This window comes from Rathayibacter sp. AY1C4 (assembly GCF_002932195.1).
In the GTDB taxonomy this organism is placed as follows: domain Bacteria; phylum Actinomycetota; class Actinomycetes; order Actinomycetales; family Microbacteriaceae; genus Rathayibacter.
In genome coordinates this window covers 1-16,300 of record NZ_PSWE01000006.1, presented here as the reverse complement: position 1 = coordinate 16,300, position 16,300 = coordinate 1, and the positions used below count along the sequence as shown (strand labels likewise).

Here is a 16,300-nt window from a genome sequence, read left to right as displayed (position 1 = left end):
CGGCGCCCGCCTGTGGACAACCCGCGCGGCGCCGGGCCGGTCTCGGCCATGATCGCCGGATGGTGCTCCGGCTCGATCCCCGACTCCCCCTGCTCTGGCGCTCAGCGACCGCGGTGCAGCTCGGCCTCGACCGGCCGCACGCGGTCCTGGACGGCGTCGGCTACCCGGAGGAGCTGCTGCTCGACGCCCTCCGCGTGGGCACCAGCGCCGGCACCGTCCGCCTGATCGCGGCGCGCGCCGGAGCGAGCGAGGCGCGTGTCGACGAGGTGCTCGAGGCGCTCCGGCCGGTCCTGCTGCGCAGCGTCGAGCCCGGCCCTCCCCCGGCACCGCGGGTCGTCGTCGAGGGGACGGGCGCGGCACCGGACGCACTGCGCACGCTGCTCCGGAGCGAGGGCTGCTCGTTGCTCGCCGACGACGGGACGCCGGACCTCGCCGTGCTGATCGCCGACTTCGCGGTCGCCCCCGCCCGCGCCGCGCACTGGCTCGCGGCCGATGTGCCGCACCTGGCGGTGGTGTTCGGCGACGAATCGGTGCGCCTCGGACCCCTGGTGGAGCCGGGGTCCGGACCGTGCCTGCACTGCGCCGAGCGGGACCGGATGGACCTCGACCCGGATCGCGCGCGCCTCGTGATCCAGGTGCTCGGCCGCTCAGCCCCCACCCGCACGCCGCTCGCGAGCGCGGCGATCGCCGTGGCGGCCGCCGACGCCGTGCTGCGGCGGCTCCTCGCGGGCTGGCGAGGGCTCCGCGCGGCCGAGCGGGTCTACAGCGACGCCTCCGGAGCGTTCACCGTGCGGGAGCGGGAGCCGCACCCCGAGTGCGCGTGCCGAGCTCTTCGAGGAAGCGCGACGGCTCCCTCCGCGTGACGCGGCCGACCGTCGAGCGCGCCCACGAGAGGCGCAGGCGCCGGCGGGCCCGGGTGATGCCGACGTAGAGGAGGCGCCGCTCCTCGTCGATCGCCTCGAGGCCGGCGGCGTACGAGATCGGCAGCAGGCCCTCGGCGAGCCCCATCAGGTGCACCGACTCCCACTCGAGGCCCTTCGCCGAGTGCAGCGTGGCGAGGGTGACCGCGCCGCGGTCCGGCTCGTGGTGCACCTGCTGGCGTGCGATCAGGTCGTCGGTGAACTGGCGGAAGGTCCATCCGGCAGGGGCCTCGTCGACGAGGCGGGCCAGCGTGTCCAGCGACTCCCACCGGTCGCGCACCGCACCGGGCGCCGACGGGGGCTCGGCGCTCCAGCCGAGCGAGCGGAGGACGTCGCTCACCGACTTGAACAGCGGCTCGCCGCTGATCGACACGGACGCCGCGCGCAGCTGCATCACGGCCTGCTTCACCTCGGGCAGGTCGAAGAAGCGCTTGCCGCCGCGCATGTGCGCGCTCACTCCACGCTCGTGCAGGGCGTGCTCGATGACCGCCGACTGGCTGTTGGTGCGGAAGAGGACCGCGATGTCGGAGGGGCGCACCCCCGCCTCGATGTCGGCCGCGACCCGCGCCGCGATCCCGCGCGCCTCCGCGATGTCGTCCGGGTAGGCGTCGATCGCGGGCTCCGGCGCCTCGGCGGCGGCGACGGCGTGGAGCGAGAGGGCGCCGGGCCTGCCCCGCATGAGGCGGTTCGCGGTCTGCACGATCGGCACGGCCGAGCGGTAGTTCTCCTCCAGGCGCACCACGGTGGCGGCCGGCCAGCGGGACGGGAAGTCGAGGAGGTAGTCGGCCCGCGCACCCGCGAAGGAGTAGATGGTCTGGCTGGCGTCGCCGACGACGCAGAGGTCGCTCCGGTCGCCGAGCCAGAGCTCCAGGAGCCGCTGCTGCAGCGGCGAGACGTCCTGGTACTCGTCGACGACGAAGAAGCGGTACTGCTCGCGCACCTGCATCGCCATCGCAGGCTCGGACTCGAGCATCCCGGCGGTCACGAGCAGGACGTCCTCGAAGTCGATCTGGCGGCGCTGGTCCTTCAGCCCCTCGTACTCGTCCACGAGCGCGACCGTCTGCTCCAGGGTGAGCCGTCCGGGCAGGGGGCGCGAGCGGGCGGCGACGGCGTACTGCTCGAGCGAGAGGGCGGACACCTTCCGCCACTCGATCTCGGCCGAGAGGTCGCGGAGCGTCGCCGTGTCGAGCTTCAGGCGGAGCCGCTCGGCCGCGTGCCCGAGCAGGCGCGCCTTGCCGTCGAGCAGCTGGGGCATCGTGCCCCTCACCAGCTGCGGCCAGAAGTAGCCGAGCTGCGAGAGGGCGGCGGCGTGGAAGGTGCGGGCCTGGACGCCGCCGGCGCCGAGCACCCGCAGGCGCGAGCGCAGCTCGGCCGCGGCGCGGCTGGTGAAGGTCAGGGCCATGACGCGACCGGGCGTGTAGACGCCGGTCGCCACTCCGTGCGCGATGCGGTGCGTGATCGTCCGGGTCTTGCCCGTGCCCGCTCCCGCGAGGACGCAGACCGGCCCCAGCAGCGCCTCCGCCGCCTCGCGCTGCCCCTCGTCGAGTCCGTCGAGCAGGGTCACGCGATCGGGCCGTTCTCCAGCTCGCCTCCGTACCAGTCCTCGATCATCGCGCGGGCGATGGACGAGCGGCCGGGCAGCAGCACGGACTCGAGCGAGTCGTGCAGCTGCTGCCGGGTGAACCAGCGCAGCTCGACGATCTCCTCGCCGTCCGGGAGCAGATCCTCCGGGGACTGGTCCTCGGCGAGGCGGGCGGTGAAGCCGACCATGAGGGAGGCGGGGAAGGGCCAGGGCTGCGAGCCCAGGTACTGCGGGTCGACGACGCGCATGCCCGACTCCTCGCCGATCTCGCGGATCACGGCGGCCTCGAGCGACTCGCCCGGCTCGACGAAGCCGGCGAGCAGGGAGAAGCGGCCGGTGCCCCACATCGCGTTCGAGCCGAGGAGGAGGCGGTCGTCCGCGTCGAGGACGCAGACGATGATCGCCGGATCCGTGCGCGGGAAGACCTGGCTGCCGTCGGTGGGCGAGCGGCGGACCCAGCCGCCCTGCTCGACGACGGTCGGGTCGCCGTTGCGGGGCGAGTAGCCGTGCGAGGCGTGCCAGTTCGCGATGGCGAGAGCCTCGGTGAACAGGCCCGCGTCGCGGTCGCTCAGGCGCTCGGCGATCGGGCGCAGGCCGCTCCACCGCTCCTCGTCGGGCTCGAGCTCGGCGGCGGCCGCGTCGGTGAGGACGGTCGCGATGACGGGGGTTCCGACCGGCTCGCCGGGGGCCTCGGCGAGCGTGCGGCCGAGGTAGATCCGGAGGGTGCCGGCGGTCACGTCCTCGGGGCGGCGCAGGAGGAGGCGGTCGGCCTCGACCAGAGTCCGGTCGTGGTGCAGGACGAGCACGCGGGTGGCGGGATCGGCGAGCAGCTCGTCGAAGAGCGCGGGCCGTGAGCGTCCGACGCCGTCGCGGTCGGCCGCCTGTCGCGAGAGCGGGAGGCGATCGGCGAAGGGCAGTGACATCCGGGGCTCATTTCGTGACGGGGGCCGCGAGGACCGCTGTCGCGGGCCTTCGACGGCATCGGCGGGACAGCGCGTGGCGGCGGGCCGGCCGGGCACGAGCCGCCTACCCTGGAAACCATGGCCAGATCCCATCTCACTCTAGCCGCGCTGGCCACCTCGGCCGTCGAGGGCCTCGACGTCCGCTCCGCGCGCCCCTTCACGTCCTCGACGCACGGCGACTTCGACTCCGCCCTGCTGACGACGCGCGAGGGCGCCCGCCTCGTCGTGCGCGTGCCCACGTCCGCGCTCGCGGAGCAGGAGCAGCTCGGCGACCTCGTCGCGCTCCGGGCGCTGACCGCCGGCATCCGCAGCCGCCTGCCCTTCGATCTGCAGGAGAGCGTCGGGCAGACGCCGTTCGACGGCACCCGCGCGGTCGTCTACGAGTACCTCGAGGGAGATCGCGTCCTCATCGACGACGTGGCCGCGCAGAGCGGGCTCGCGGACTCGATCGGCCGGGCCGTCGGGGCGATCCACTCGCTCCCGGTGTCGTTCGTCCAGGAGGCGGGCCTGCCGATCGCGACCGCGCGCGACAGCGTGAACGAGACGGTCGCGGTGATCGAGCGCGCGGCCGACACCGGCCACGTCCCGGCGGCGCTCGTCGCGCGCTGGGAGTCGGCCTCCTCCGACGAGGCGCTCTGGCAGTTCGACCCGACCGTGGTGAACGGCTCGATGACCGCCGACTCCTTCCTCCGCTCGGGCGACGTCGTCGCGGCCGTGCTCGGCTGGGCGGCGCTGCGGGTCGGCGACCCGGCGCGCGACCTGCACTGGCTGCTGAGCGCCCCGGGCTCCGAGACGGCGCTCTCCGCCTACTCCCGGATGCGCGCGGGAGCAGTGGACCGCACGATCCGCCAGCGCGCCCAGCTCTACGCCGAACTCGAACTCGCCCGCTGGCTGCTGCACGGCACCGAGACCGACGACTCCGCCATCGTGGACGACGCGGTCGCCATGCTCGACACGCTGGTCGACAGCGTGCTCGGCGACCTCTCCGCGCCCCTCTCGACCGACACCGGCCCGGTGCTGGAGGTCTCGGAGGTCGAGGAGCTGCTCAACCGCACGCCGGGAGCCCGCACGGGCTCCTCCGCTCACGGCCGCGGGCTCGCTCCCGTCGCCGAGGAGAGCGACTCCGCGAGCTCGCGCTCGGAGTAGAACCGCTCGGGCCGCAGCACGAGGTCGTCGGCGACGAAGTAGAACACGGCGTCGACGCTCTCGAGCGGCACCCCCCGCCAGCGCGAGTAGGCGAGCCGGTACAGCGCGAGCTGGAACTGCTTGAGCTCGAGGTCGGCGGGATCCTTCGGCGCCCGCCCGGTCTTCCAGTCGACGATCTGCACGCCGTCCTCCGTCGGGTACACCGCGTCGAGCTTGCAGACGACGACGTGGCCTGCGAGCTGGAGGTGGATCTCGATCTCGACCGCCTCCGGGCGCCGGTCGGCCCACTCCGAGCGCTCGAAGGTGGCGATCAGGGCGTCGAGCCGCTCCTGCTCGACGCTCGCGGGGCCGGCGTCGTCGAGCTCGTCGGGGAAGGTGTCGACCGCCTCCGCCCCGCCCTGGACGCCGAAGCGGTTCTCGACCCAGGAGTGGAAGGTCGTGCCGAGCCGGGTCTGCCGGTAGGGGCGCTCCGGCATCGGCCGGCGCAGCTGCGCCGCGACCTCGTCCGGCGTGCTGACGATGTCCTTGAACCGGGAGGCGGGGATGCGGGTGGGCAGCGGCGTGCGCTCGCCCCCGGCCAGCCGCACCGCCCGCTCGGCGAGCAGCAGGCGGATGTCGTCGCCGCGCGCCCCGAGCAGAGCGGGCTCGGCGCTGCGGACCCGGGCGGCGGCGGCGCGGACCCGGTCGCCGCGGGAGCCGAGCGGATCGTGGGGCCAGCGGAACGTGCGCGGGGCCCGCTCGAGCGGGTTCTCCTCGTTCGCGGGCTCGGTCGGCAGCGGCGGGATCGTGCCGGCCTCCTCGAGGTCGCGGAGGAAGACGCCCGGTCCGCGCGGCTTGGCCTGGCCGGCCCACCACGAGCCGCTGAGCAGGAGGTGGTGACGCGCCCGCGTGACGGCCACGTAGGCGAGACGCCGCTCCTCCGCCTCGTTGCGCTCGCGGAGGGTGTCGCCGAACGCTCCGATCGCGTCGACGACCTCCTTCTGCGTGCTGCAGCCGCGCCAGGCGAGATCGGGGAGCTCGGCGGCGTCGCCGCGGAACGCGTAGGGCATCGCGCCCAGTCTGACCCACCCGCGGAAGCCCTCGACCGGCATGCCGGGGAGCTCGCCGTCGACCATCCGCGGGACGGCGACGAGGTCCCACTCCAGACCCTTGGAGCCGTGGATCGTCAGCAGCTGCACCGTCCCCGGCTCCGGGTCCTCCGGTCGCGGGGCCAGGCCGTCGCGCTTGTCCGCGAGGACGAGCCAGCGGAGGAATCCGCGGAGGGAGGAGCCGGTGCCGGCGCCGCGGTCGTCCGTCTGCAGGTACCCGGCCACCGCCTCCCGGAAGGCCTCGAGGTTGGCGCGGCCGTCCCCGCGCGACTCGTTCGCCTCGACCTCGATGTCCAGGCCCAGCTCCTGCTCGACCAGGGTGACGAAGTCGAGGAGGTCGAGCCCGGCCCGGGCGCGCAGCCGGGCGAACAGGGCGCCCGCCTCGTGCAGGCGCCGCAGGCCCTCGGCGCTGAACCCGCCGAGCGCGGAGTGGTCGATCCGCCCGTCGTCGCCGGGGCGGCGCGCCGCGATGAAGTCGAGAGCCTCGACGATCGAGCCGCCCTCGCCCTCGGTGACGGACGCGCGCATCCGCTCGCGCACCTCCTCCGGGAGCAGCCGGTGCGCGTGGTCGCGCGCCGCGAGCCACGAGGCGAGGTCGCGCAGCGCCTTGAGATCGCGGACGCCCAGACGCCAGCGGGCGCCGGCCAGGAGGCGGACGAGCTCGCTGCCGGCGGCCGGGTCCTCGACCACGGTGAGCGCGGCGACGAGGTCGGCGATCTCGGGCTGCCGCAACAGGCCCCCGATGCCGAGGATGTGGTACCGGACGCCGTGCTTCGCCAGCGCGGCGGCGAAGCGGTCCATGTGCGCGCGCACCCGGAAGAGCACCGCGGCCGACGGCGGCTCGGCGCTCTGGCGCAGGCGCCCGGCGAACCAGGCGGCGACGTCGTCCGCCTCCTCCTCGATCGTCTCGGGGAAGGTGAGCTCGACCGGGTGCTCGGAGGCCTGAGGACCCGCGCTCAGCGTGTCGACCGCGACCGCGCTCCCCGCCGCCAGCGGCTCCACGATCGCGTTCGCGGCGGTCAGCACGCGGCGGCCGTTGCGCCAGCTCGTGCTGAGGGAGAAGCGGCCCGCTCCCCCGAAATCGGTGCCGAAGCGGCCGAGCCCCTCGGCGCTCGCACCGCGCCAGCCGTAGATCGACTGGTGCGGGTCGCCCACCGCCATCACTCCCTGCCCGGCGAAGAGCCGCGAGAGGAGGCGGGTCTGCAGCACGGAGGTGTCCTGGTACTCGTCGAGGAGCACCACCCGGTACCTCGCGCGGTGCTCGTCCACGATCCGCGGCACCCTGTCGACGATCCGCAGCGCGAGGGCCACCTGGTCCGAGAACTCGACGAAGCCGCGCTCGGCCTTCGCCTCCTGGAACCGCTCGGCGAGCGCCGTCAGCACCGGCAGCGCGCCCACGGCCTGCAGCGCCTTCTCGAGCTCGCGGTAGAGCCCCGAGCCGCTGCCTCCACGCGGGAGCTCGCCCAGGCGGAGGAAGTCCTCGGCGAACGCGGCGACCGCGGCCGGATCGGCGAGGTTGTCGGCGAGGTCGTGCGCGAGCGAGACGACGAGGTCGGTCAGCCGGTCGATGCCCGCCTCCACCTCGAGGATGCGCGGATCGGCCGTGTCGGCCACGACTCCCCGCGCGAGATGCCAGGCGGAGGCCTCGGAGAGCACGGTCGCGTCCCCCTCGCGGCCGATCAGGGCCGCGTTGTCGCGGAAGATCGTGTTCGCGAAGGCGTTGTAGGTCGAGACGGTGGCGGCCTCGAACGGGTCGGGCGCCGACTGCCCGGGCGCGAGCGGGAGCAGGCCCGCCGCGCCGAGCTGGTCGATCCTCCGCCCGATGCGCTCGCCGAGCTCGGCCGCCGCCTTGCGGGTGAAGGTGAGGCCGAGCACCTCCGACGGCGCCGCGTGGCCGTTCGCGAGGAGCCAGAGGACGCGGTTCGCCATCGTCTCGGTCTTGCCGCTGCCGGCGCCGGCGACCACGAGGGCCGGCTCGAGCGGCGCCTCGATGACGGCGCGCTGCTCGGCGGTGGGCGGGCGCAGGTCGAGGCGCTCGGCGATGGTCAGGGCGTCGATCACGGCAGCTCCTCCTCGGAGACGGCGGAGGGGTCGGGGTCGGCGGGGCCGGAAGGATCGGCCGGCGCATCGGGACCCGGCTCCTCGGAGTCCTCCAGGTCCTCTGTCTCGTCGACCTCGTCGATCGCCAGGAGTCCGTCCCCCGGGACCTCGGGCACCGCGTGGATGCGGTACCGCAGGGCGTCGCCGGGGGAGAACGGGGTCGCGTCCAGCAGGCCCGAGAAGCCCGCCGCCGCCATGCCCAGGGCCGCGGCGCGGACGCGATCGCGCAGCCGCTCCAGCTCCTCCTCGCCGAAGCGCTCCTGGACCACCTCGCGGTACGGCTTCCCGCGCACGCCCGTCGCCACGAAGAGCAGCTTCGCGCCTCCCCCGTCGGCCGGGTCGGCCGCCTCGATCGCCCCTTCGGCGACGGCGAGCTGATAGCTGCCCAGCTGCGCGTGCTCGGCGATGTCGTCCTTGCGGGGGGTGCTGCGGCCCGTCTTGAGATCGACGATCGTGACGGCGCCGTCGGCCGCGCGCTCGACGCGGTCGATCGAGCCCCGCACCCGGGCGGGCGGGACGTCGAGCTCGAACTGCTGCTCGCGGCCGAGCACCACGCCTCCCCCGCGCTCGAAGTCGGCGAGATAGCCCGCGAGGCCGTCGATCAGCCGCCGTGTGACGCGCTTCTGCCGCTCCCCCATCCAGGGCGACTCGAAGACCAGCTCGGGCCACCGCGACTCGAGAGCCGCCCACAGCTCCTGCGGATCGGGCCGCTCGGCGTTCTCGAGGACCCAGTGCACGAGGGTGCCGACCCCCATCGCCGTGCTCGTCGTGGAGCCGGAGACGGCGTCGACGAACCAGTCCAGAGGGGACCGCTCGAAGGCCTCGAGGCGGCTCGGCGAGACGGAGACGGGACGCTCGGGGTCGCCGACGTCGAAGAGCGGCTCCGTGGTCGAGGGCTCGAGCACCCCGGACCAGGAGGAGGGGTCGGCGCCCGGGACCTCCGCGAGCGCCAGGGCGCTGAGCCCTCGGATGGCGGCGGGAGCCTCGGTCGAGTCCGGCGTGGTGGCGGTCCGGCGCAGCGCCGCCACCGCCCCGCGCAGCGTGAGCGGCACTGCGGAGGCCGGATCGATCCGCGGCGCGTCCGGCGGGGTGAGCCGGAAGAAGAGGGAGGGCGTCTCGTCCTCGCCCGCGACGGCGCTGAGCACGAGCTGCCGCCGGGCGCGGGAGGCGGCCAGGGCGAACATCCGGAGCTCGTCGTCGAGAGTGGCCTTGCGGGCGTCGAGCGGCAGTCCGCCCTCGCCGCGGGCGTGCCGCAGCAGGCCGTCCGGATCGAGCAGCGAGCCGCGCTGGCGGAGGTTGGGCCAGACGCCGTCCTGCAGCCGCGCCACCACCACGACGTCGAACTCCAGGCCGACGACGGAGGAGGGCGTGCCGATCAGGACCGCGTCCTCGACGGAGCGCGGAGCGAGCGTGTCCTCGGGGACCTCCGCCTCGAGGATCTCGGTGACGAAGCCGACCACGGAGTGCCCGGTCGCCCGCTCCACGAACCGGCGCGCGGCGCTGAAGAGGGCGACCACGCCGTCGAGGTTGCGGTTGGCCTCGGCGGCGGTCAGGCCGGTGCCGAGGGCGAGCTCGCGCCAGGAGGACGCGACGCGGCTGGACTCCCACGCCGACCACAGCAGCTCCTCGATCGAGCCCCCCTCCTCGTGCAGGCGGCGGACCCGGTCGATCGTCACGGCCAGCCGCTCGGCCTGCCGGGCGGGAGCGGAGTCGATGGTCGCGAATCGGCCGGGCGCGGCGAGGGCCTCGACCAGCAGCGGGTCGCTCGCGCGGATGCCGCCGCCGGCGAGCTCCTCCGCCCGGAGCGCGAGCCGGAGCCGGCGCAGCCCCAGCCGGTCGACCCCGCCGAACGGGCCGAGCAGCAGCTCCGCCGCGAGCTCCGCGTCCAGGGGCCGCTCGCCGATCGCGACGCCGACCAGCACGAGCAGCGCCCGGGCCGCGTGGTCGTCGCGCAGCGCCCGCCCGGCGAGCACGGAGCGGGTCGGCACCTCCGACACCGCGAGCGCCTTCACCAGCGGCTGGACCGCGGCTCCGGAGCGGACGACGACCGCCATCCGCCGCCACGGCACTCCGTCGCGCAGCCGCCGCTCGCGCAGCAGCCGCGCCACCGTCGCCGCCTCGCGCGCCGCCGTCGGGGCGTGCAGCACCAGGACGGGCGCCGGGCCCGCCTCGGGGGCCGGAGCCGCGACCGCCGCCCGCTGCCGGCCGGCCGCCGCGGTGCCGATCCGCTCGGTGGCCGCCGACACGACCGCCCGCAGCGCGGCCGAGTGGCGGTGCACCCGAGCGAGCACCAGCGTCTCGACGTCGGACGCGCCGATGCTCGCGGCGAACCGGCCGAGCGTGTCGGAGGCCGCGCCGCGGTAGGCGCTGGTCGCCACGTCCGGATCGCCCAGCGCGATCACGGTCACCCCGCGCTCCGTCAGCGCCCGCAGCAGCACGAGCGTCGACTCGCTCGCCTCCTGGAGGTCGTCGACGACGACCAGACGCAGCGCGTCGATCCGCTCGCCGCCCTCGCCCGCGCGGATCGCCTCGGCCGCATAGGCCGCGAACTCCGCAGCGTCCAGGCGGGTCCCCGCCTGGGGCGCCATCCACTCGACCACCTCGCGCAGCTCGTCGAGTACGTCGGCCGCCGCGCTCCACTCGCCGCGCTCCGCGTCGATCCCGAGGGCGCGGATCGCGTCCGAGTCGAGCCCGTGCTCGGTCGCCCGCATCCCGAACTCGCGGAGCTCGGTCCGGAAGGTCCGCAGCCGCAGCACCTCGGGGCTGAACTCCTCCGGCCACCGCGGGCCGGTCCCCTCCTCGAGGTGGCCCTCGACGAGCTCCGACAGGAGTGCGTCCTGCTCGCCGCCGGTCAGGAGGGTCGGCCGCTCGAGGCCTCGCTCCTTGGCGGAGGAGGTGACCGCCTCGAACGCGAGCGAGGTCGCGGTCCGGGCGAGCGGGCCCCGGGTCGGCACTCCCAGCCGCAGGGCGAGCACGTCGCGCAGGGCGGTGGCGGCGGTGCGGCTGGCCGCGAGCACCACGACCGACTCGGGCGGGTACCCCCGCTCGAGGACGCGCTCGGCGACCAGCTCGACGACCGTCGTGGTCTTGCCCGTCCCCGGCGCCCCGAGCACGGCGGCGCTGCGGCCCTCGGGCAGCGCGAGCACCGCGCGCTGGGAGTCGTCCAGCACGACCGCGGGCTCGCCCGGGAGCGCCTCGCCGACGGAGGCTGCGGTGGAGGGAGCGGGGGTCGCGGGAGCGGTCACACGACCACGGTAGCCACCGGGTCCGACACTCCCGCCCGTCCCCGCCGGGAGCCCCGGCCGCCCGCTCCGCTCACCGCGAAACCGGCGCGGTCGTCCGAGCGCGGTCCCGTATCCTGACACCCTCGTCCCCTCCCGAAAGGCACTGCTGGTGGAAATCCGTATTGGAATGGTCAACACCCCGCGCGAGCTCAACTTCGAGTCGTCGATGTCCGTGACCGAGGTCGAGAAGACGGTGACCACCGCTCTCGAGGCCGGCACCGCCGTCCTCCGCCTCCGCGACGAGAAGGGCAAGATCTACATCGTCCCGACCGCCACCATCGCCTTCGTCGAGGTCGGCTCCGAGGAGTCGCGCCGCGTCGGCTTCGTCGCCTAGAGCGTCCCGGGCGGACACGTCGTGGAGCTCCTCTTCATCACCCTGTTCGGGGTCCTGATCGGTCTCGCCGCGCGCTACGGGCTGCCGCACCGGCACCTGCACGGCTCCGTGCTGGTCCCGGCGATCGGCGGCCTCGTCGCCGCAGTCGTCTGGGTCGCACTGACCTGGGCGGGCCTGCCGTGGGACGGCGGCCTGATCTGGGTCCTGTCCCTCGTCGCGACCGCCGTGGTCGTCGTCCCGGTCGGCCTCTCGCTCGGGCGCAGCCGCGCCCGCCGCGACGAGGCCTCCCTGCAGGCGATGCTCTCGGGACGCGTCGCCCCCTGATCCGAGCCGGAGGCGCGGGAGTCCTCGGACTTCCGCGCCTCCGTCGTTCCGGATTCCGGCGCAGTGCGACGCCGGGAACCGTCAGGCCGTGAGCCCCAGCGCGTCCATCCGGCGCGTGTGCGAGGCGATGAGCTCGGTGAACACCGGCTCGATCCGCGACTCGTCGGAGTCGTGGTTGCCCGACCCCATCAGCGCGGAGCGCGCCACGAGGAGGGTGTCGCCCACCAGGCGGCGGCCCCAGACGGCCAGGCGCGAGCCCAGGCGCTCGTCCGCGGCGATCTCGCGGCGGAGGATCGCGATCACGCCGTCGACGCCCGTGTCCGCGCCGAGCGTCTGCGCGATGCGCGGCCCCACGTCGGTGGGCAGCCCGCCGGTGAGGCGGATGAAGAAGTCGTCGAGCAGGCCCGCCGTGATGTACGCCGAGAGCAGCGTCTCGTGGAGGTCCGCACCGCGGGTGAGCCGCTCGAAGGTGTCGATCGCGGGGCGGAACGGAGTCATGGCCTCGCCGGGCTCCACGTCGCGGCGGCGCAGCTCGGCGACGACCGCGTGGTGCTTCGCGAGCGCCGTGCCGGCGGCGGAGGAGATGGCCTCCTTGTCCGCGAGGTCGTCGGTCTCGGCGACGGCGCGCGCCAGCACCTCGAACACCGCGAGCTGGAGGTAGGCGACCTGGCCGAGGTAGGGCAGCACCTCGGGGGTGAGGTCGGCGAGGTCGACGCGGTCGCGCTTCTGGCTCGACTCCCCGCGGGGCGTCAGGCGGGGCACCTCGAGCAGGGGACGTCGACGTCGGAACCAGGCAGCCATTTCCTCAGCATAGGGCGCCGGAGGAGCGGGGTTCCGGGGCCGGCGGGGCCGGGAGCAGTAGACTCGCCGGGATGTCACCGGCGCTGGATCGGTGACCCTGCGCCCGGAGTCGTACAGGGGCGTAGACCGTTCGACACGACAGGCGCTTCACTCCGTGACTTTCTCCGATCTGAACATCGACGACGACATCGTCGCCGCACTCGCCGCCAAGGGCATCCTCGAGCCGTTCCCCATCCAGGAGCAGACGATCCCCCTGGCCCTGCAGAAGCAGGACATCATCGGCCAGGCCAAGACCGGCACCGGCAAGACCTTCGGCTTCGGCCTCCCCCTCATCCAGGCCCTCGGCACCGACCCGGAGCCGGGCGTCAAGGCGCTCATCGTCGTCCCGACCCGCGAGCTCGCCGTGCAGGTCACCGAGGACATCGAGCTGGCCGCCTCCAACCGGCCGACCAAGATCGTCTCGATCTACGGCGGCAAGGCCTACGAGGGCCAGATCGAGCAGCTGAAGGCCGGCGCGCAGATTGTCGTCGGCACGCCCGGCCGGCTCCTCGACCTCGCCGGGCAGCGCCTGCTCTCGCTCGCCAACGTGCAGGTGATGGTCCTCGACGAGGCCGACAAGATGCTCGACCTGGGCTTCCTCTCGGACATCGAGAAGCTGTTCGCGCAGACGCCGCCCACCCGCCACACCATGCTCTTCTCGGCGACGATGCCGGGCGCGATCGTCGCGCTCGCGCGCCGCTTCATGAACAAGCCCATCCACATCCGCGCGACCGACCCCGACGAGGGCATCACGCAGGCGAACATCAAGCACATCGTCTACCGGGCGCACTCGCTCGACAAGGACGAGGTCATCGCGCGCATCCTGCAGTCCGAGGGCCGCGGCAAGACCGTCATCTTCACCCGCACGAAGCGCGCCGCCGCCCGCATCGTCGAGGAGCTCAACGACCGCGGCTTCAACGCGGCGGCTGTGCACGGAGACCTCAACCAGGAGCAGCGCGAGCGCGCGATGGCGGCGTTCAAGGCCGGCAAGAAGGACATCCTGATCGCCACCGACGTCGCCGCGCGCGGCATCGACGTGAACGACGTCACCCACGTGATCAACCACACGATCCCGGACGACGACCAGACCTACCTGCACCGCGTCGGCCGCACCGGGCGCGCGGGCAAGACCGGCATCGCGGTGACCTTCGTCGACTGGGAGGACCTGCACAAATGGGCCCTCATCAACCGGGCGCTGGAGTTCGGCCAGCCCGACCCGGTCGAGACCTACTCGTCGTCGCCGCACCTCTACACCGACCTCGACATCCCCGCGGGGACCAAGGGACGGCTGAAGCCGACCCCGATCCCCGCCGAGGCGAAGGCCGACGCGCGCCCGGACCGGGGCGAGCGCTCCGACCGCGGCGAGCGCTCCGAGCGGGGCGACCGGCCGCCGCGTCGCCGCACCCGCTCCGACTCCGCCGACTCGACCGCTCCGCAGCAGACCGGCCCCGCTCCCTCGAGCGAGAGCAAGGAGCACCACGACGGCAACAGCGAGCCGCGCCGCCGCACCCGGTCGCGCCGCCGCTCCCCGCGCCCCGACGCGCAAGCCTGAGCCTCCGCGCCCCGAGCCCGTCCCCCCGCGATCCGTCGCGGGAGGGCGGGCTCTCGGCGTCTCAGCGGCTCTCCCGCGACTCAGCGGGGTCCCCACGCGACTCAGCGGCTCTCCGCCCCTCAGCGGTCACGGTGATCCGGTGGCTCTCCGCCTGTCAGCGGCTCTCCGCGACTCAGCGGGCGGAGGAGCGGATCGAGTCGACGGTCGCGCGCGCAGTCGTGTTCTCGCCCAGGCGGTTGGGCTTGCCCGTGCCGTGGTAGTCGCTCGAGCCCGTGGTGACGAGCGAGTACTGCTCGGCGAGCTCGCGCAGGCGGCGCCTGCCGTCGGCCGTGTTCTCGCGGTGCTCGACCTCGAGGCCGAACAGGCCGGCGTCGACGAGCTGCGGGAGGATCGACTCGACCGCGATCCCGCGGGCGCTCGCGGCCGGGTGCGCGATGACCGGGACCCCGCCCGCCGCGCGGACCAGGCGCACGGCGTCGACCGGGTCGGGCGCGTAGTGCGGGCGGTAGTAGCCGCCGCGCCAGTCGAGGATCCCCGCGAAGGCCGCGGAGCGGTCGGTGGCCAGGCCGCGGGCGACGAGCGCGTCGGCGATGTGCGGACGCCCGATGGTCGTGCCCGGGCTGGTCTGGGCGAGGACGTCGTCCCAGGTGAGGTCGTAGTCGGCCGCGATCGCGGTGACGATCGCCTCCGCGCGGTGCGTGCGGGCCGAGCGGATGCGCGCGGTCTCGGCCACGAGCCCCGGATCCGCCGGATCGACGAGGTACGCGAGGACGTGGACGCTGGCCCAGCCGACGCGGGAGGAGAGCTCCATGCCGGGCAGCAGGTCGATGCCCGCCTCCTCGGCCGCGGCGAGCGCCTCGGCCCAGCCGCCGGTCGTGTCGTGGTCGGTGAGCGCCACTCCGGCGAGCCCGGCCGCGGCCGCGGCCCGCACCAGGACGGCCGGAGCCTCGGTGCCGTCGGAGACGACGGAGTGGGTGTGGAGGTCGTAACGGCCCCCGTCGACATGCATGCGCTCATCGTAGACGCGCCGCCTGCGAGCCCTCCGATGCCCTAGTAGCCTGGGCGGCGATGGGGACGAGACTGGTGAAGACCGCGGTGGCGGTGATCGTGGCGATCGCTCTGCTGGTGGTCGCGGCGCCCGGCTTCTTCGGGATCGCCCGGGAGGCCCCCTTCGCCCAGCTGGTGCCGTTCCGGCTCGCGACGGGCGCGGCGGCCGTCGGGCTCGCCGCTGTCCTGGTCGTGATCGCGGTCCTCGTCGCTCCGGTCAGGCGCCTCGCGCTGGCCCTCGCGGCGCTCGGCGTCGTCTTCGCGCTCGTGCTCGCGGGAGTGCAGGGAGCGCGGGGCTACGACTCCGCCGCTCCGCGCGCCCACCGCCTCGCCGACGTGCGCCTCGCGACCTGGAACGTGCTGCACGACGGCGTGCCCGTCGACACGATCGCCTCGCTCGCCCGGGAGAGCGCGGTCGACGGCATCGCCCTCCTCGAGGTCTCGCAGACGCACGCGCAGGACGTCGTGAACGCGCTCAGCGCCCAGGGGATGTCGATGACCCTCCACTACGCCGGGTCGGGCGCCGACGACGGGGCGGCCCTGCTGCTCTCCCCCTCGCTCGGCGGCTACAGCGTCGACACCGCCGCGGTCGTCACCGGATCGACACCGTCCCTCGTCGCACGCCCCGACACTCCCGAGCGCCCCGTCCTCGCCGCGGTGCACACCATGGCGCCGATCCCCTCGCGCCTCGCGGAGTGGCGGAGCGATCTGCTCTCGGTCTCCGCGCTCTGCTCCGCGGAGGAGGACGTCGTGGTCCTCGGCGATCTGAACTCCACGGTCGACCACTGGACCGGGCTGCCGGGCTCGGCCACGCTGGGCGGCTGCCGCGACGCGGGGACCGTCGCGGGCGGCGCCGCCCTGGGCACCTGGCCGTCCTCGGTCCCGCCCGCGCTCGGCGCCCCGATCGACCACGTCCTCTTCTCCGGACGCTGGGAGGTCTCGGGCTACCAGGTCGTCGACGACCGCGACGACGCCGGGAGCGACCACCGGCCGCTGGTCGTCCAGCTCTCGGTCCGCGGGATGGTGAAGGACGCGTCCTGACGTTCCTCCCCGACGCCGACTCCCCGTCCTCCTCACGATCCCCCGGACCGAGGGCTGGACCCCCAGCGGCCGGTGGGCGC

The 16,300-nt window shown here is 74.7% G+C and carries 12 protein-coding genes; 6 read left to right on the top strand and 6 right to left on the bottom strand.

Annotated elements, in window-relative coordinates:
• The first annotated feature begins 59 nt into the window (after positions 1 to 59).
• Positions 60 to 863, top strand: a complete 804-nt coding sequence (locus tag C5C99_RS04350; RefSeq protein WP_104224835.1) for a hypothetical protein — start codon at positions 60 to 62, stop codon at positions 861 to 863.
• Here C5C99_RS04350 and C5C99_RS04345 read toward each other — a convergent pair.
• Positions 784 to 2,484: an ATP-dependent helicase gene (locus tag C5C99_RS04345; protein ID WP_104339651.1), complete on the bottom strand. Its 1,701-nt coding sequence runs from the start codon at positions 2,482 to 2,484 to the stop codon at positions 784 to 786. The genes C5C99_RS04350 and C5C99_RS04345 overlap by 80 nt on opposite strands.
• Positions 2,481 to 3,425 (bottom strand): NAD(+) diphosphatase, encoded by a 945-nt coding sequence (nudC, locus tag C5C99_RS04340; RefSeq protein WP_104233180.1) that lies wholly within the window; start codon positions 3,423 to 3,425, stop codon positions 2,481 to 2,483. The genes C5C99_RS04345 and nudC overlap by 4 nt, the downstream gene beginning before the upstream one ends.
• Before the next feature lie 117 nt (positions 3,426 to 3,542).
• Here nudC and C5C99_RS04335 point away from each other — a divergent pair, with 117 nt between their 5' ends.
• Positions 3,543 to 4,610: a phosphotransferase gene (locus C5C99_RS04335; RefSeq protein WP_104224838.1), complete on the top strand. Its 1,068-nt coding sequence runs from the start codon at positions 3,543 to 3,545 to the stop codon at positions 4,608 to 4,610.
• Here C5C99_RS04335 and C5C99_RS04330 read toward each other — a convergent pair.
• Positions 4,547 to 7,759: an ATP-dependent DNA helicase gene (locus tag C5C99_RS04330; protein WP_104339650.1), complete on the bottom strand. Its 3,213-nt coding sequence runs from the start codon at positions 7,757 to 7,759 to the stop codon at positions 4,547 to 4,549. The genes C5C99_RS04335 and C5C99_RS04330 overlap by 64 nt on opposite strands.
• On the bottom strand, positions 7,756 to 11,043 hold the full coding sequence (locus C5C99_RS04325; protein WP_104339649.1) for an ATP-dependent DNA helicase: 3,288 nt from the start codon (positions 11,041 to 11,043) through the stop codon (positions 7,756 to 7,758). The genes C5C99_RS04330 and C5C99_RS04325 overlap by 4 nt, the downstream gene beginning before the upstream one ends.
• A gap of 148 nt (positions 11,044 to 11,191) precedes the next feature.
• Here C5C99_RS04325 and C5C99_RS04320 point away from each other — a divergent pair, with 148 nt between their 5' ends.
• Positions 11,192 to 11,416 (top strand): DUF3107 domain-containing protein, encoded by a 225-nt coding sequence (locus C5C99_RS04320; protein ID WP_104224841.1) that lies wholly within the window; start codon positions 11,192 to 11,194, stop codon positions 11,414 to 11,416.
• 21 nt (positions 11,417 to 11,437) lie between these two features.
• Positions 11,438 to 11,740, top strand: a complete 303-nt coding sequence (locus tag C5C99_RS04315) for a hypothetical protein (RefSeq protein ID WP_104226942.1) — start codon at positions 11,438 to 11,440, stop codon at positions 11,738 to 11,740.
• Between the two features lie 81 nt (positions 11,741 to 11,821).
• Here the strand turns inward: C5C99_RS04315 and C5C99_RS04310 are convergent, their stop codons facing one another.
• On the bottom strand, positions 11,822 to 12,541 hold the full coding sequence (locus C5C99_RS04310; protein WP_104224843.1) for a ferritin-like fold-containing protein: 720 nt from the start codon (positions 12,539 to 12,541) through the stop codon (positions 11,822 to 11,824).
• A gap of 154 nt (positions 12,542 to 12,695) precedes the next feature.
• On the opposite strand from C5C99_RS04310, the gene C5C99_RS04305 reads away from it, so the two are divergent.
• A complete protein-coding gene (locus tag C5C99_RS04305) occupies positions 12,696 to 14,132 on the top strand; it encodes a DEAD/DEAH box helicase (RefSeq protein WP_104224844.1) in 1,437 nt (478 codons plus the stop codon).
• Positions 14,133 to 14,304: 172 nt separating this feature from the next.
• Here C5C99_RS04305 and C5C99_RS04300 read toward each other — a convergent pair whose 3' ends face one another.
• Entirely contained in the window at positions 14,305 to 15,141 is an 837-nt protein-coding gene (locus tag C5C99_RS04300) for a PHP domain-containing protein (protein ID WP_104339648.1), read from the bottom strand.
• A gap of 59 nt (positions 15,142 to 15,200) precedes the next feature.
• Between C5C99_RS04300 and C5C99_RS04295 the strand changes: the two genes are divergently transcribed.
• The gene (locus tag C5C99_RS04295; protein WP_146078796.1) at positions 15,201 to 16,220 is read left to right on the top strand and encodes an endonuclease/exonuclease/phosphatase family protein; all 1,020 of its coding nucleotides are present in this window, start codon (positions 15,201 to 15,203) and stop codon (positions 16,218 to 16,220) included.
• Positions 16,221 to 16,300: the final 80 nt, after the last annotated feature.